Origin of the sequence: Bacillus sp. FSL W8-0848 (genome assembly GCF_038007805.1) — a bacterium.
In the GTDB taxonomy this organism is placed as follows: domain Bacteria; phylum Bacillota; class Bacilli; order Bacillales; family Bacillaceae; genus Bacillus; species Bacillus glycinifermentans.
This window is the reverse complement of the sequence record NZ_JBBOYB010000001.1, coordinates 3,116,158-3,132,289: the sequence shown is the minus strand read 5'-3', so window position 1 is coordinate 3,132,289 and position 16,132 is coordinate 3,116,158. Positions and strand designations below refer to the sequence as shown.

Sequence of the window (16,132 nt, the reverse complement as noted above, 5' to 3'; positions counted from 1 at the left end):
AATACTGAACAAAGAAGGCATAAGCTAAACAGCCGGCAGAGTCGTTTGAAGGCCTGCTTTTACGGCGGTAAGGAGTATTCTTAGTGGCCGTTTTCCTGGCCGTTTTGGTTTTTTTAACAATTATCGCGATCTCAAATATCGTTCACCGGTTTATTCCATTTGTTCCGGTTCCGTTGATTCAGGTCGGATTGGGCATCATCGCGGCGGTTTTTCCGGGCGGGCTTCATATCACGTTCAATCCGGAGCTTTTTTTTGTTTTATTTATCGCTCCCCTGGTATTTAATGACGGAAGACGGATCCCGAGGGATGAGCTGTGGAAACTGCGGACCCCGATTCTGCTTTTGGCGCTCGGTCTCGTCTTTGTGACCGTGCTGTTTGGCGGCTATGCCATCCATTGGATGATTCCGCAGATTCCGCTGCCGGCCGCTTTTGCCCTTGCCGCCATTTTATCGCCTACAGATGTCGTTGCTGTCGGCGCGCTCTCGAAAAGAATCGATATGCCGAAGGATATGCTGCGCCTTCTTGAAGGAGAAGGCTTAATGAACGATGCCTCAGGCCTCGTCGCTTTTAAATTCGCACTTGCTGCGGCGATAACGGGCACTTTTTCGTGGTCTGAGGCCGCGGTCAGTTTTTTGCTGATCGCAATTGGAGGCCTCGTTACCGGAACGGTTCTTTCTTTTTTGATCCTCCGGTTTCGCTATTTGCTCCGCCGCTTAGGAATGCAGGACGTCACAATGCACATGCTGATCCAAATCTTGACCCCTTTTGTGATTTATTTGGCCGCAGAGGAGATCGGCGTATCGGGAATCCTTGCCGTCGTCGCCGGAGGTATCACGCATGCGGCGGAGCAGGACAGAGCCGAATCGGCAATGGTCAAGCTGAAGATCGTTTCGGCCAGCACATGGGGCATCATCCTTTTTATTTTAAACGGTCTCGTGTTCGTTTTGCTAGGCTTGCAAATGCCGGGTGCGCTGTCTGTCATATTTGGGAATGCGGCATTCAACAATGTGAGAGTCATCAGCTACATCATTCTGATTACGCTGATGCTCATGCTGCTCCGCTTCATATGGGTATTTTTGTTTTGGCAGGGCAATTGGGGGCTTCAAATGAAACAAGTTTCAGGCGGAGAAAAACTGCGCTCCCTGCTCCAGATATCGATATCGGGCGTCCGCGGAGCCGTGACCCTTGCCGGAGCATTTTCGATCCCCTTTTGTGCTGGAGAACGGCCGCCCGTTTCCGGAGCGGGATTTGATCGTCTTTTTGGCAGCCGGTGTAATTCTGTGCACCCTGCTGATGGCGAGCGCCTTTTTGCCGCTCCTGTCAGAAAGGAAGGAGCTCCCGGCAGGCGGAAGCCAGTTTCAAAGCGTCAGAAGAAAAGTGATGAAGACAACGGTCAAAGCTTTAAAAGAGGAAATGAACGACAAAAACAGAGCCGCGGCTCTCGCCGTCATATCGGAGTACAACGAAAAAATGAAGCAGCTCAAGTTTGAGCAATATTCTTTGAAAGAGCATCTGCGCCATAAAAAACTCGAAAACAAAATCCGGGTCCATGCCTTGAAAGCGGAACAGGCGGAATTGGAAAACATGCAAGAAAACGGACAAATCACAGAAGATATCGCGAATCGGCTGAAAGAAAGGCTGCGGGAGAAAGAAATGCTTTTTTCCAATCCCTTTAAAGCAGGCGTTTCACTTATGAAATGGAAGCGCCTGATCAACAGGCGACAAAAAGAAGGAACACACAAACCGCATGACCAAAGCGGCGACATGCTGAAAAAGGCCCGGATTCAAACGGCAAAAGCGGCTATCGAAGCGGTAAAACAGCATATGAGCGACGAAAATAAAGAGGCGTCCCGGTCGGTCATTTCTTTTTATCAGCGCTTGATCCTCAGGCTTCAGCACGGCGCCGGAGGACTCCGGGAAAATAACCGCTATGAAAGGCAAAAGAAAGAGATTCGCTTAAAATCGGTGCAAATCATCCGCAATGAAATTCAGGAGCTGTTTGAAAACCGGGAAATTACGAGGGAAACGGCCCATCAGCTGCGCCAGTACATCAATCATTTGGAAGCGTCGCTCCTTGATGAGTAACATTTTATTCAATTGCTTTCCTCACTTTTCTGCTTTATGATTCAATTAAAAACAGAAAAAAGGGGAAAAGAGATGACACATTACGGTGCAATTGAAGCAGGAGGAACAAAATTTGTATGCGCTGTCGGAACGGAGACAGGGGAAATCGCAGGCAGGCTGACGATTCCGACGGAAACGCCCGAAGAGACGATCGAAAAAGTAACCGCTTTCTTTGATGCATATCAGCCTGAAGCACTGGGAGTCGGATCGTTCGGCCCGATTTCGCTGGCAAAGGAGAGACCCGATTTCGGCTTTATTACGAATACGCCGAAACTCGCGTGGCAGAACTATCCGTTCATTCCCGAACTGGAAAAAAGGCTCCGGATCCCGGTTTCGTTTACCACGGACGTCAATGCGGCTGCGCTCGGGGAAATAACGGAAGGAGCCGCACAAGGGCTGAACAGCTGTTTATACATCACGGTCGGCACGGGAATCGGCGCCGGGGCTGTCATCGGCGGCAAGGTCGTACAAAGCTTCTGCCATCCTGAAATGGGGCATATCCTGATCAGACGCCATGAAAAGGATGCATTTGAAGGAAGCTGTCCGTACCACAAAGACTGCCTTGAGGGAATGGCATCAGGGCCTGCGCTCGAAAAGCGCTGGGGAAAACAAGGAAAAGACCTTTCTGCGCGCGAAGAGGTTTGGGAGCTTGAAGCCGATTATTTGGCGCAGGCGCTCATGCAATATATTCTGATCTTATGCCCGGAAAAAATCGTAATGGGCGGCGGGGTCATGAAGCAGCGGCAGCTGTTTCCGCTCATCCGCAGAAAACTGCGTGAATATGTAAACGGATACATCGAACTTCCAGACCTTGACGGTTATGTCGTGCCGCCGGGGCTCGGCGACGATGCCGGGATTACAGGAGCGCTCGCATTGGCTGCACGCGGGCTGGTTAAAGAAGAAAAGTGAGCAATTTATTATGTCAAATCTCTCCAATATGAGATAATAGACGTGATGCTTGAAATAGTATCTGAATAAAAAAGAAAGGCGGTCGTTTAAATGGTAAGCAGTTTAAAGGACACTGTGACGTTACATAACGGAGTTAAAATGCCGTGGTTTGGCCTGGGAGTCTTTAAAGTGGAAGAGGGCAGCCAAGTCGTCGAATCTGTGAAAGCAGCGATTAAAAACGGATACCGGAGCATTGATACGGCTGCGATCTATCAAAATGAAGAAGGCGTCGGCAAAGGAATTAAAGAATCAGGCGTTCCCCGTGAGGAGCTTTTCATCACATCTAAGGTGTGGAACAGTGACCAGGGCTACGAAAAAACGCTGGCGGCTTTTGATGAAAGCCTGAGAAAACTTGGCCTTGACTACCTTGATTTATATTTAATTCATTGGCCCGGAAAAGATAAAAGCAAATATAAAGAGACATGGCGCGCCTTGGAGAAGCTGTACAAAGACGGCAAAATCAGAGCGATCGGCGTCAGCAACTTCAACGTGCATCATTTGGAAAGCCTGCTGGAGGATGCGGAAATCAAACCGATGGTCAATCAGGTTGAATTCCACCCGCGTTTGACGCAGCTCGAATTAAGAGATTACTGCAAAAAACAAGGCATTCAGCTTGAAGCATGGTCTCCGCTGATGCAAGGGAAGCTGCTTGACAATGAAGTGCTTGCCGAAATTGCCGGCAAATACAACAAATCGGTCGCGCAAATCATTTTGCGCTGGGATCTGCAAAGCGAAGTCGTAACCATCCCGAAATCGATTAAAGAACACCGAATCATTGAAAACGCCGATATTTTCGACTTCGAACTTTCAAAAGAAGATATGGAAAAAATCAACGCCCTCAACAAAGATGAGCGTGTAGGTCCGGATCCTGAAACGATGACAAACGGTTTCGAATAAAATAAATCCCGGGTTCTCAGCGAACCCGGGATTTGTTTATTTTTCGTGAAGCGCAAAGCCGCTTTTCGCAGCCTTTCTTTTATGGTGGTTCAGCCTGCCGCGGTGATTGTGTTTAATGAAAAAGGCAAGGATCAGCCCGATTCCCGACAAACCGGCAGCCGTCATAAAGGCCAGGTTTACGCCGTGAATCATCGCCGTTTCCGTGCCGGGGCCCGCCGGATCAGACAGCGCCCGCTGCGTCATGATCGTAATCAAAATCGCCGTTCCGATTGAGCCTGACATTTGCCTCAACGTGTTGTTCATGGCCGTGCCGTGCGGAATCAAATGGCGCGGCAGCTGATTCAGCCCTGCAGTCGTCACGGGCATTAGCACCATCCCCATCCCGACCATCCGAAACGCATAGACGATGGACAGGTAGGCGAAAGGCGTTTTTTCGGACAGATGCGATAGCAGCAGCGTCGTGATAAAAATGGCCGTCAACCCGGTAATGCTTAAAATCCGCGCTCCGATTTTATCGAAAATCCTTCCCGTAATCGGGGACATCAAGCCCATGACAACCGCTCCCGGAAAGAGCATCATTCCTGACTCCATCGCGGTGAAATGGCGCATATCCTGCATGTAGATCGGAACGATCGTCGCCGCTCCGATCATCGCCATAAACACAACCATGCCGATGACTGTAGCGAGCGTAAACATCGGATATTTAAATACCCTGAATTCCAAAATCGGTTCCTTCAGATGGAGCTGTCTCCAAATGAACCAAAACAGTGTGACGGCCCCGACTGCGAAGCCTGTCAGCACGTCCGGACTGGTCCAGCCGTCGACGCCCGCGCTGCTGAAGCCGTAAAGGATACCGCCGAATCCTAAAGAAGACAAAATGATGGAGGCGGCATCCATCTTAGGCGATGTTTGTTCTGTTACATTTTTTAAAATAAAGAAAGCGACAACCATGTCAATGACCGCGAACGGCAGCAGAAGATAAAACAAGATTTCCCACGGATAACGGTCGACAATCCATCCCGACAAAGTCGGTCCAAGAGCCGGGGCGAAGGCGATGACAAGTCCGACCATCCCCATCGCTGAGCCGCGTTTTTCCTTCGGGAAAATCAAAAGAAGCACGGTCTGCATTAAAGGCATCATGATCCCTGCACCGGCCGCCTGCACGATTCGTCCGGCAATTAAAACGGGAAAGCTGAACGATAAAGCACAGATCAGCGTTCCGGCGGTGAATAAAGACATCGCGGCCATAAACAGCTTTCTCGTCGTGAATTTTTCGATTAAAAATGCCGTAAACGGAATCATAATTCCGTTTACAAGCATAAAAACGGTCGTCAGCCACTGGGCAAGCCCCGGGGTAATGTTCAAATCCCTCATGATCGGGGGAAGGGCCGTCGTCAGCAGCGTCTGGTTTAAAATGGCGATAAAGGTCCCGGTAATCAGTACGGCAACAATCGGCAGTTTATTTATGGTTTGTTTAGTTTCACTCATTTGAAAACCTTCTTATTTTGAGATTTTATAACACTTCATGAAATAATCGGCACCCGAAACAAAACTGTCTATTCATTAGGGTAACGAAGGATGTGCAAATCTGCAAGGGCATTTTAAACATTCGGTATATAATACCCAGCCCGAGCCCCAATGTAAACAGCCCCTCCCAGCCAGCTCTGAATGCTTGTGGAAGGGGAGGCGTTATTGTTTATAAAACCTCAGCAAGTCTCCGTTGATAATTTTGTCGGAAAGGGAAAGCTCTTCAGCCGCTTTCTCAATTAGGGGAGCGCATTTGTCCTCTGGATCCTCTAAAAGCTCTCCGGTTTTTTGATCGTAGCATGCATTTTTCGTATAGAGATAATCATCCGTGATGAAGCTTCCGTTTCGCAGCACGGCAAAAGGCATTCTTTCCTTAGAAAAAAGGTCGTTTCCGAACTGAATCATGCCTTTTGTGTCAATTCCCAATAAATGAAGCAATGTCGGTTTGACATCGATCTGTCCCCCCGTTTCTGACACGGTTCGCGGATTTTTGTCCGTAATTCCGGGGATGTGGATGATCAGCGGAACCCGCTGAAGCTGAACGGTATCGTACGGCGTGATCTCCTTTTTCCCTAAAAATTGAGCGAGCGCTTCATTGTGTGCTTCCGAAATACCGTAATGATCCCCCATCAAGACGATCACTGAATGTTCATACAGGCCGTTTTTTTTCAGCTTCGCGATAAAAGCTTTCAGCGCCTCGTCCTGATAGCGCACCGTCGTCACATAGCGGTTCAAAATCTCACTGTTAGAATCATATTCATCAATCAGCTTATCCTTGTCATCAATCTGAAACGGAAAGTGATTGGTCAAGGTCAGCAGGCTGCTGTAAAACGGCTCCGGCAACTCTTTCATCATGTCGGCGGACTGTGCTAAGAACTCTTTGTCCTTCAGCCCCCAGCCTGTTGAATTATCAGCGGTTACGCTGAAGTGGTCCACATCATAAAAGCGGTCAATACCGAGCGCTTCGTACATGACGTCCCTGTTCCAGAACCTTTTGTTATTGGCGTGAAAGACGGATGATATGTAACCGTGCTGCGCCAGCGTTTTATACATTGAATTGTATTGATTTTCGCTTTTCGTAAAGAAGACAGATCCGCTCAGCGACGGATACAGCGAATTGGCGACGAGGAACTCGGAATCCGATGTTTTCCCCTGTTCGGTCTGCTGATAAAAATGGTCGAAATAATAGCTTTTATGGATGAACTGATTCAAAAACGGGGTGATCTCTTTTCCGTTTACTTTTTCATTGATGACGAAGCTTTGAGTAGATTCGAGCGTCACGAAGATGACGTTTCGTCCTTTTGCGATGCCGAACATGTCTTTGTTCGGTTTGCTGTAGTCGGCTTTTGTATAGTTTTCGATCGTTGCCAGGCTGTTTTCGTCGGCTACCGCTTTTTGCGTCAAATTAAACGTCTGCGTAATTCCGTCGAACAGATGAAATTGAAACAGCCCGATGTTTTTGACGAGCACTTCCCTGTCAAACGAATGGGACAAAAACTTCGGCTGCTCGACCTCTGATAAGGTGAGATTCAGCAGCACGATCCCCGAGGCCGCGCCGTAGTAAATTTTGATCGCTTTTCGCGATGCTTTTGCTTCCGTTTTCCGGCGGGTTTTCGAAAGCCATGCGAGCAGTGCCAGATCAAGGAAAAGAACGATGAAAAGGGGATTGAACAGCTCTTGAAAACTGCTGCCGAGCCCTCTGAGGTTTTTGGCCTGAAACAAAACGGGGATTGTAATGAAATCGATATAGAAACCGTAAAAAATGCAGTTTGCGATCAGAATGCCCGTAAGGATGACATTTGCTGAGAGTAAAAACAGCCGCTTTGTCTTTTCGCGGCAAAAAAGGCTGATGCCGAATACGGGGATGAGAAAGCTAAGCGGGTTTATTAACAGGATCAGCTCCTGAAACGGATTATCAATCCGCAAGTGAAACCCCAGTTTATAGATGAAATACGTCTTCATCCACATGAAAAAAATCGATAAGCATAAAAACCATTGCTTTTTGAAAAAATGTTCTTTCATTTATCAATAGCTCCTCACAAGTTCTTAGCCCCGCATATGTTTAAATTACTAAAAAAACTTTCGGTGGCAAATAAACCAATTTGCGCCACATGTCAAGCCGTCAAGACGGCGATAAAATAGCATGAAAGAACGGTGAGGGCGGCCATCACGCCCTGTTCGGCTTTGCCGCCCGTTTTGATGTAAAGCGGCAGGCGGATTCTAATTGATGAAGGAAAGAAAAGCTTGATGCCGTTTGTCGTCCCCGCGTCAAGCAGCAGGTGGCTGGCCATTCCCGCCATCAGTCCGGCAAAAATGCTCTGGTTTGTAACATATAAATGTGCCAAAAATCCCGTCACGAACAGAAAGAGCAGGCTGTGCGTGGACGTTCTGTGGCCGAATACAGAGCTGATCAGCGTTGATAAAATTGGAAGCTTCCGCCCTATTTTGCTTTTTGTGTGGCAAATATCGGGTATCAATGCTCCAAAAATGCCTGAAGCGGTTATCAATACGGGATCATACCCATAAAAATAAGCGACAGCCGTACAAGAAGCGACTCCCCCCATGATGTGTGTTTTTCCTGTCATATTCGCTTCTCCTTAAGACCTGATTCCTAATGAAAACTATATCAGGAGATCTGAAGACCATCAAGACTGATTCTGGAAGGTTTTGGCCGCGATTTTTTCATTTTTGCGGGAAGAAAGAGGCCAAAACGGGAAATTCATGCAGGCCGGACAGCCAAGCTTCCTGCATATTTTTTTAATGAAAAGCCAAATTAGTATTGTACCAAATTTTAAAGAGGTGATTCATGTGGGCTTTTTCTTTAATAAAGATCAGGGAAAAAATAAAGCCAAAGACCATAACGCCGTTCAGGGGGCGCTTGAAGATGCCGGTCAAGCATTAAAAGGAGATCCTCTGCAAGAAGCGGTCAGAAAAAAGAAAAACAACCGATAAACCTCTATAGATGAAGGCCGCCGAAAAATGGGCGGTCTTCCTGCCGTTTTTTCCATCAGTTCCCTTTGACAGAATAACATTTCTCTGGTAACCTTCGGTTGAGAATATGTGATAAATCCTCACTCTTAACTCTTAGTGAGGTAGAGGTTGCGCGGATGATGAGTAGCGCATGTGAGGCCGGAGGGGCCCGTGATCATGCGTAAAAGGCATCAGCGCCGAAGCATAAAGAAGCCGTCCATCCTTTATGCTGGGTCTGCATTGAATAAGTGCAGGACTGCCGCGGGACTTCCCGCGGAGGGCTATCCGGGGATCAAGAGTGTATGTTATTTTGGCATGGACTTTTGTTCATGCTTTTTTTATTTTTATGATCTCACGGTCTGGTCCGGCATATTTTGATAAAATGCTCGGAGGTATTAGTTGTATGGAACAGACAAAAAAATGGGGTTTCTGGCTTTTAACGGCTTTTGTCGTTGGAAATATGGTCGGCTCCGGGATCTTCATGCTCCCAAGCACGCTCGCTCAGACGGCCAGCCCGCTCGGCGTAACGGCGGCATGGCTAGTGACGGGTGCGGGCGTATTGATGATCGCGCTCGTATTCGGCCATTTATCGATTCGCCGTCCTGATCTGAAAGCGGGGCCGCAAAGCTATGCAAGGGCGCTGTTTTCAGACCCGAAAAAGGGAAACGCCGCAGGCTTTACGATGGTGTGGGGTTACTGGGTTGCGAGCTGGATCAGCAACGTGGCCATCATCACGAGCCTTGCCGGTTATTTGACGACATTCCTGCCGATTTTGACTGATAAGCGCGAGATGTTTGAGCTTGGCGGACATCCCGTAACACTTGGGCAGCTGTTCACATTCATCGCATGCACGATTCTTTTGTGGGGCACTCATTTCATTCTCGTCTCCAGTATAAACGGAGCCGGAAAGCTCAACTTTTTGACGACGTTTTCCAAGGTGCTCGGGTTTGTCCTGTTTATTGTGGCTGGATTATTCGTATTTCAAGTGTCTTTATTTCATTCATTTTATTTTCCGGTTGAGGCGGACGGAAAAAGCATCGGGTTCGGCGGCCAGGTCCATAATGCGGCGATTTCTACGCTTTGGGCGTTTGTCGGCATCGAGTCGGCCGTTATCTTGTCGGGGCGCGCATCTTCGCAGCGCGATGTGAAACGCGCCACGATTACCGGGCTGTTGATCGCACTCGGCATTTATATGATCATTACGATAATTACAATGGGCATTATTCCGCACGATCAGCTCCAGGCTTCGAATAAGCCGTTTGTTGATGTACTGCATGCAATTATCGGCGGCTTCGGCAGCGTGGTCATGGCCGTTTTGGCGATTATTTCCTTGTTCGGATCAATGCTCGGCTGGATTTTGATCGGATCTGAGGTTCCGTATCAAGCGGCAAAAGCAGGCGATTTTCCCGCTTTCTTTGCAAAGACGAACAAAAAAGGAAGTCCCGTCAATTCGCTGATCATCACGAACTTGATGTCGCAGATCTTTATTTTCTCGACGATTTCGGGGACGATCAGCCAGGCCTTTACGTTTTTGACGACGTCTGCGACGCTGGCTTATCTCGTACCGTATCTCATTGCTGCTTTGTTCAGCCTGAAGCTTATCATTAAAGGAGATACGTATGATGAATTGAAAGGATCGAGAACAGGCGACGGCATCATCGCCCTGTGCGCTCTCGGATATTCTTTGTGGGTCATCATTTCGGGAACTGCTGATTGGCTGACCTTTATATTGGGAATCGGCTTGTTCTTTGTCGGCCTCATCATCTACCCGTTTGCGGCCAAAAAGTTCGGCCAAAATCAACAATCTTAAAGCCTGGGGCCCGCAGTCTTCATCTGAAGATATGCGGGCTTTTTTTCATTCTGAAAAAATTTTTATTAAACATTTGGCCTGAGCCTGATATACTATAAGATGAAAATGATAATCGTTATCGGTTGTATACATAAAGAAAGGAATGGCATCGATTGGGGTCATACAGGAATATTCATCATACCAACGGCAGGGACGAGCCGGAAAACGAACAGCTTCCGGTCAGCCGTCCCCTTGGCGCCGTTTTTATTCTTCTCGGCGGAACGTTGATTTTGCTGTTCGGCGCGGCTTTGTCGATTGCGCTCGGTGCGGCTGATATCAAGCTCAGCACGGTGTGGGACGCGCTTTTTCACTTCGATTCAAAAAATACGGCTCATCAGATTATTTTGGAGCTCAGGCTTCCGAGGACGATCAGCGCCATGCTTGTCGGCGCTTGCCTGGCCGTTTCCGGGGCGATCATGCAGGGCATGACGAGAAATCCGCTCGCATCGCCCGAAATTATGAGCGTGACGGACGGCTCTGCTTTTGCGATTGCCGTCGCTTTTGCCTTTTTTCCCGGAATTTCATCGCTCGGGCTATTGGGTTGGTCATTTGCCGGAGCGGGTTTGGGAGCTGTGATCGTTTTTGCGGTCGGAATGCTCTCAAAAGGCGGCCTTACTCCAGTAAAGCTCGCTTTGGCGGGAACTGCAGTCGGCACGCTGCTCAGAGCGCTGTCGTCGGCAATAGCGATTCATTTCGATGTGGCCCTCGATGTGAGCTTTTGGTATGCGGGCGGCATCGCAGGCATGAAATGGTCGAGCGTTGAGCTGCTGGCTCCCGCGGCCGCCTTGGGGCTCGTGCTTGTCTTTTTCATCGCCCGTTCGGTTACCATCTTAAGCTTGGGAGAAGAAGTGGCAAAAGGGCTCGGCCAATCGACAAAAACGGTCAAAGTGATCGGGATCGCCTCCGTTGTTTTGCTGACGGGCGCCGCGGTATCAGTAGCCGGAACAATCGGCTTCATCGGCTTGATCATCCCGCATATTGCCCGCTTTTTGGCAGGCGTGGATTACCGCTGGATCATCCCGTGCTCGGCAGTGCTTGGAGCCGTGCTTCTTCTGTATGCCGACATCTGCGCAAGGATGATCAATCCTCCTTTTGAAACGCCGGTCGGAGCGGTGACTGCGCTTGTCGGCGTACCGTTCTTTCTCTATTTGGCCCGGCGCGAAGGGAGGGGACTGTAAATGGAGACGATCAAGAACAAAAGCGGCCGCCCTGTCTTCATCATGATTGTCATGGCCGCGCTGATTCTCGGTGTATTTTTATTAAGCCTGAACATGGGAGAGATTCGGATTGCTCCGCTTGACGCGCTGAAAACGTTATTTGGAGGCGGAACGTCCCAGGATGAGCTTGTCTTGTTTGAATTCCGCCTGCCGCGGATGATTCTGGCCGCACTTATCGGCGCCGGGATTGCCGCAGCAGGAGCTGTCTGGCAGGGAGTATCCCAAAACGACCTGGCTGATCCGGGGATTTTGGGAATCAATGCCGGAGCGGGTTTTGCCGTTGTCGTATTTATTTTCTTTTTCCAAGGGGCTGGAGGAAGCCTCGAAGCAAATTCCGCGTTTTTCTTGCCGATTTTTGCCTTTGCAGGAGCCTGCATCGCGGTCGTCCTTATTTATGTGCTCGCATGGAAAAAGGGGCTTAACCCGGTTCGCCTCGTCTTGGTCGGAATCGGGATCAATACGGCGTTCGCCGCGGCTATTTTAATGCTGCAGCTGAAAATGAATCCAAACGATTTTATGCAGGCGACCGTATGGCTGTCGGGAAACATTTGGAGCGCAAACTGGAGCTTCGTTTCGGCAACCCTTCCGTGGATTGTCGTGCTGATACCTTTTATCTTTTATAAGGCGCGCTATTTAAATGTACTCAATCTCGGCGATCAGATCGCAGCCGGCCTCGGAACGGCTGTTGAAAAAGAACGGGTCACACTGCTGCTGGCCGCAGCCGCCCTCAGCGGCGCCTGCGTGGCGGCGGGGGGCAACATCACGTTTCTCGGTCTTGTTGCGCCTCATATCGCAAGAAGGCTCGTCGGGCCGAAGCATCAGCTGTTGATTCCGGCGTCTGCGCTGACCGGGGCCTTGCTCCTGTTGCTGGCCGATTTGATCGGAAGGACGCTCCTTGCGCCTTCGGAGATTCCGGTAGGGCTCGTCATTTCCGTTTTGGGCGCGCCGTATTTTATCTATTTGCTGATGAAAACAAACTAAAGAAGGGAAGATTGCAAGGTGTCTCTTTCTACAAACGATCTGGGGATTGGCTACGGCGAGCAGATGATCGTCGAAAACCTGAACCTTACGATACCAAAGGGGAAAATCACGACCATGATCGGGCCGAACGGGTGCGGGAAATCAACGATTTTAAAAACGATGGCCCGAATCCACCGTTCGAAAACGGGCGCCGTCTATTTGAACGGAAAAGCGATCCATCAAATGCCGACGAAGGAGATCGCCAAGCAAATGGCGATCCTTCCGCAAACGCCTGAAGCCCCGGGCGGACTGACCGTGTATGAGCTTGTCGCATACGGCCGCTTCCCGCATCAAAAAGGGATGGGCAGACTGACAAAAGACGACCGCCGCATCATCGAATGGTCGCTTGATGTGACGGGGATGCTGGCGTTTCATGACCGGCCGATCGAAGCCCTTTCCGGCGGCCAGCGCCAGCGCGTCTGGATCGCGATGTCCCTTGCCCAGGAGACGGAGCTGCTTCTGCTTGACGAACCGACGACCTATTTGGATTTGGCACACCAGCTCGAAATCCTGAAGCTTTTGGAAAAGCTCAATAAAGAAGAGGGACGGACGATCCTGATGGTCATCCATGATCTGAATCATGCGGCCCGCTTCGCCCATCACATGGTTGCATTAAACAGCGGCAAGATCATAAAAGAAGGGGCGCCTGTGGACGTCATGACGCCGGAAGTCCTGCAGAAGGTGTTTCAAATCGATGCGGAGATCGCTTTGGACCCGCGCACCGGAAAACCGATATGTCTAACCTATGACCTTCTCGAGAATGAAGAGGCCAAAAGGCTGGCAACCGGATAAACAGACACGAAAACAGTGTCTGTTTTTTCTTTTGTAAAAAGAAAAATTTCTAAATTTTACTTTAAAATCCGAAAACGGCAGCCGATACACCTAAAATAGATGTTAAGATGAGGATATAAAACATGATGCTGACAGAAAGGAAAGAAGAAAGTGGAGAATGCAACGATTTTGATTGTGGATGATGAGGACGCCATTGTCCAAATGGTAAAGCGCGTCCTTACGAAAGAAGGCTTTACAGAAGTCCTGACTGCAAACAGCGCCGAAGAGGCTCTAGATCTCGTCAAAAAAGAGACCGTACATTTGATTCTTCTCGATGTCATGATGCCGGGGCAGACCGGATTTGATGTATCACCTGAGCTCCGGCGGCATACAAACGCCCCGATCTTTTTTCTGACGGCAAAAACGTCGGACCTTGATAAGCTGTCGGGCTTTGCGTACGGGGCGGATGACTACATAACGAAACCGTTTAATCCGCTCGAATTAATCGCGAGAATCAAAGCTCATTTAAAGCGGACATACATACAGAAGGAAGTCGCGGCCGCGGCGGCAACGACTTCATACGAATATGAACGCTTCACGTTTCATCCGGATTTCGCGGAGCTGATTGTCGACGGCGAGGCTGTCAGCTGTTCGGCGCAGCTGCTTCAGCTCCTTCAATACTTTTGCGACCATCCGAACAGGGTGCTTTCAAAGGATCAGATCTACGAAAAAGTATGGGGAGTTCCGTCTTACGGCGACAGCAACACCGTCATGGTCCATATCCGAAAGCTGAGGGAAAAAATCGAAAGAGACCCGAGCAATCCCGAATACATCGTAACGATTCGCGGCTTGGGGTACAAGTTCATTCCGAACCAGTCAAGAAAAGAGAGTGAAGGATGAGGCTCAGGGGAAAATTAGTTCTGCATTTTACCAGCCAGATTTTTCTGATTTTAATGCTTGTCATCGCCGTCCTGTCCCTGTCCTTTATTTTTTTCGCGCTGCGCCTGAGCGAAAGCGAAGCTGATGCAGGTTTGGCGAAAGCCACTTCAGACACGTTTGAAACCTGGGTCACGATTGATTACGATAACAAATGGCACATTGATGACACCTTAAAAGCGGCTGTCGATAAGCAGCAGGGCTGGCTGCAAATATTAAACGAGAAAGAAAAGACGGTGTATTCCTACCATCTTCCGCGGGAGATCCAAAGGGAGTACCATAAAGAAGACCTCGTAACGGCTTTTTCACGAAAAAAGATCAACAAGTATCAAGTCAATTTTTGGTCTGCCAATTTAAATGATAAGGATTATGTCATTCTCTTCGGCTGGGAGTCGAAAAGCGACACGATTCTGAGCTATTTGGAGAAGGAGGAAAAGAAACCGTCATCCCTTTCCTCCTATAAAAAAAGCACGCTCGATTTCATTAAGAAAAACAAAGGGTCCGTTTATTTGTTTAACGAAAAAGGGAAGCTTTTACAATCGATTTTCTCAGATATCGACTACAGCAAAGGCATCACTGAATTAGAGCTTTTGAAGTATCAATCAAAGCCGTGGAACTTCGAACATGAATTTTCATACAGGCGCCTGAGCGCTACGGAGTGGCTGATCGCGGCCACTCCGAATCCGATTTATAATCCGGACCATGAGTTTAACCGGTCGATGATCGGCCTTGCGTTAAAAGTCATCGTCCTGATGATCGGCATCCTGCTCTTTTTAATTACGATCATGACCCTGTGGTACTCTTTCCGATTCGGCATGCCGCTCATCCATTCAATTAAATGGGTCGTCAACCTCTCGAAAGGGCTCTTTGAGGAGCCGAAAAACCGCAAAGGCCTGCCGAGGAGCCGCAATAAAAAAGGGAAAAGGAAGCAGCCGTACCTCTTGTTTAACGAAGTGTTCGAATCGATGGAGCAGCTGACGGAAACGTTGAAGAAAGATGAGCAGAACCGGAAAAAAATCCAGGCGACGAGAGAGGAATGGATTGCCGGGCTCTCCCATGATTTAAAAACGCCGCTCAGCACGATCTATGGGTACAGCATGATGCTCGAATCCCCAAATTATGAATGGTCAAAGGAAGAAATTTGCGAAATCGGCCAGGTCATGAAAGAAAAGTCGGATTACATGTCGCAGCTCATTGAAGATTTGAATTTAACATACAGGCTCAAAAACGGCGCTCTCCCGATCAAACGGGAAACGGTCAGGCTTGTGCCGTTTTTAAGAAAGGTTGTTGAAGAATTTAAACGCTACCCGTTTTCAGAGGGGTATCAGGTGTCCTTTGAATCTCAATCAGAAGAAACCGAGTTTTCGATTGACAGAGGCTGGTTCAGAAGGATTTTGGAAAATCTGCTGGCCAATGCGGTCAAACACAATGAAAAAGGCACCGAGATCAAAGTGATTCTTGAAGAAACAAAACAGCACATCGTTCTTGCAATTGCCGACAATGGCAGGGGGATGGACTCTGAAACCGTCTCTAAATTATTCAACCGCTATTACAGGGGAACGCATACGAAAGATTCGACAGAAGGAAGCGGACTCGGCCTCGCGATTTCGCTCGAGCTCGTCCATCTTCATGACGGATGCATCGAAGTCGACAGCCGGACGGGACACGGGACGGAGATTACGATGGAATTTAAGAAAAAGCAATAAAAGAAAGGAGCTGCCGGCTTTAACCGTGCGGCTTCTTTATTATACCCTGAGAAAATTATGGAAAAATAGAAGCGGCTGGTATAAAATAAGATTGAATGTTAACGTTCACATTTTTTGTCGCATCATTTTGTTAACGTTAACAAAAATGATCAAAGGAAGGTGAAGAA

12 protein-coding genes, 1 pseudogene and 1 riboswitch are annotated in these 16,132 nt (G+C 48.7%); of the genes and pseudogenes, 10 read left to right on the top strand and 3 right to left on the bottom strand.

Annotated elements, in window-relative coordinates; genetic code table 11:
* Positions 1-83 precede the first annotated feature (83 nt).
* From NSQ39_RS16535 to NSQ39_RS16525, 3 genes and pseudogenes are all read left to right on the top strand, one after another.
* Positions 84-2,085: pseudogene (locus NSQ39_RS16535) on the top strand (Na+/H+ antiporter).
* Between the two features lie 72 nt (positions 2,086-2,157).
* Positions 2,158-3,033, top strand: a complete 876-nt coding sequence (locus NSQ39_RS16530; protein WP_335497678.1) for an ROK family protein — start codon at positions 2,158-2,160, stop codon at positions 3,031-3,033.
* 90 nt (positions 3,034-3,123) lie between these two features.
* On the top strand, positions 3,124-3,969 hold the full coding sequence (locus NSQ39_RS16525; RefSeq protein ID WP_335497679.1) for an aldo/keto reductase: 846 nt from the start codon (positions 3,124-3,126) through the stop codon (positions 3,967-3,969).
* A gap of 36 nt (positions 3,970-4,005) precedes the next feature.
* On the opposite strand, the gene NSQ39_RS16520 is transcribed toward NSQ39_RS16525, so the two are convergent.
* The 3 genes from NSQ39_RS16520 to NSQ39_RS16510 all read right to left on the bottom strand — a co-directional run bounded on the left by NSQ39_RS16520 (position 4,006) and on the right by NSQ39_RS16510 (position 8,081).
* A complete protein-coding gene (locus tag NSQ39_RS16520) occupies positions 4,006-5,457 on the bottom strand; it encodes an MDR family MFS transporter (protein WP_335497680.1) in 1,452 nt (483 codons plus the stop codon).
* Positions 5,458-5,658: 201 nt separating this feature from the next.
* Positions 5,659-7,518, bottom strand: a complete 1,860-nt coding sequence (locus NSQ39_RS16515; RefSeq protein WP_341016018.1) for an LTA synthase family protein — start codon at positions 7,516-7,518, stop codon at positions 5,659-5,661.
* Positions 7,519-7,610: 92 nt separating this feature from the next.
* Entirely contained in the window at positions 7,611-8,081 is a 471-nt protein-coding gene (locus NSQ39_RS16510) for a metal-dependent hydrolase (protein WP_341016014.1), read from the bottom strand.
* A gap of 223 nt (positions 8,082-8,304) precedes the next feature.
* On the opposite strand from NSQ39_RS16510, the gene sspJ reads away from it, so the two are divergent.
* The 7 genes from sspJ to NSQ39_RS16475 all read left to right on the top strand — a co-directional run bounded on the left by sspJ (position 8,305) and on the right by NSQ39_RS16475 (position 15,965).
* Positions 8,305-8,448: a small acid-soluble spore protein SspJ gene (sspJ, locus tag NSQ39_RS16505; protein ID WP_046129267.1), complete on the top strand. Its 144-nt coding sequence runs from the start codon at positions 8,305-8,307 to the stop codon at positions 8,446-8,448.
* Between the two features lie 133 nt (positions 8,449-8,581).
* Positions 8,582-8,758: riboswitch (Lysine riboswitch) on the top strand.
* 111 nt (positions 8,759-8,869) lie between these two features.
* Positions 8,870-10,276 (top strand): amino acid permease, encoded by a 1,407-nt coding sequence (locus NSQ39_RS16500; RefSeq protein WP_341016010.1) that lies wholly within the window; start codon positions 8,870-8,872, stop codon positions 10,274-10,276.
* Between the two features lie 152 nt (positions 10,277-10,428).
* Positions 10,429-11,493: a FecCD family ABC transporter permease gene (locus tag NSQ39_RS16495; protein ID WP_445662408.1), complete on the top strand. Its 1,065-nt coding sequence runs from the start codon at positions 10,429-10,431 to the stop codon at positions 11,491-11,493.
* Positions 11,494-12,513 (top strand): FecCD family ABC transporter permease, encoded by a 1,020-nt coding sequence (locus NSQ39_RS16490; protein WP_341016008.1) that lies wholly within the window; start codon positions 11,494-11,496, stop codon positions 12,511-12,513. It begins immediately after the preceding gene.
* 63 nt (positions 12,514-12,576) lie between these two features.
* On the top strand, positions 12,577-13,344 hold the full coding sequence (locus NSQ39_RS16485; RefSeq protein ID WP_341016963.1) for an ABC transporter ATP-binding protein: 768 nt from the start codon (positions 12,577-12,579) through the stop codon (positions 13,342-13,344).
* A 150-nt stretch (positions 13,345-13,494) separates the two neighbouring features.
* On the top strand, positions 13,495-14,223 hold the full coding sequence (locus tag NSQ39_RS16480; protein ID WP_341016004.1) for a response regulator transcription factor: 729 nt from the start codon (positions 13,495-13,497) through the stop codon (positions 14,221-14,223).
* Positions 14,220-15,965: a sensor histidine kinase gene (locus tag NSQ39_RS16475; protein ID WP_341016002.1), complete on the top strand. Its 1,746-nt coding sequence runs from the start codon at positions 14,220-14,222 to the stop codon at positions 15,963-15,965. Before NSQ39_RS16480 ends, NSQ39_RS16475 begins: the two co-directional genes overlap by 4 nt.
* Positions 15,966-16,132: the final 167 nt, after the last annotated feature.

What these genes read in the sequence shown, in the direction of transcription:
- NSQ39_RS16530 (WP_335497678.1), top strand. Translation starts at nt 2,158, where the DNA reads ATGACACATTACGGTGCAATTGAAGCAGGAGGAACAAAATTTGTATGC.
- NSQ39_RS16525 (WP_335497679.1), top strand. Translation starts at nt 3,124, where the DNA reads ATGGTAAGCAGTTTAAAGGACACTGTGACGTTACATAACGGAGTTAAA.
- NSQ39_RS16520 (WP_335497680.1), bottom strand. Translation starts at nt 5,457, where the DNA reads ATGAGTGAAACTAAACAAACCATAAATAAACTGCCGATTGTTGCCGTA.
- NSQ39_RS16515 (WP_341016018.1), bottom strand. Translation starts at nt 7,518, where the DNA reads ATGAAAGAACATTTTTTCAAAAAGCAATGGTTTTTATGCTTATCGATT.
- NSQ39_RS16510 (WP_341016014.1), bottom strand. Translation starts at nt 8,081, where the DNA reads ATGACAGGAAAAACACACATCATGGGGGGAGTCGCTTCTTGTACGGCT.
- NSQ39_RS16500 (WP_341016010.1), top strand. Translation starts at nt 8,870, where the DNA reads ATGGAACAGACAAAAAAATGGGGTTTCTGGCTTTTAACGGCTTTTGTC.
- NSQ39_RS16490 (WP_341016008.1), top strand. Translation starts at nt 11,494, where the DNA reads ATGGAGACGATCAAGAACAAAAGCGGCCGCCCTGTCTTCATCATGATT.
- NSQ39_RS16485 (WP_341016963.1), top strand. Translation starts at nt 12,577, where the DNA reads ATGATCGTCGAAAACCTGAACCTTACGATACCAAAGGGGAAAATCACG.
- NSQ39_RS16475 (WP_341016002.1), top strand. Translation starts at nt 14,220, where the DNA reads ATGAGGCTCAGGGGAAAATTAGTTCTGCATTTTACCAGCCAGATTTTT.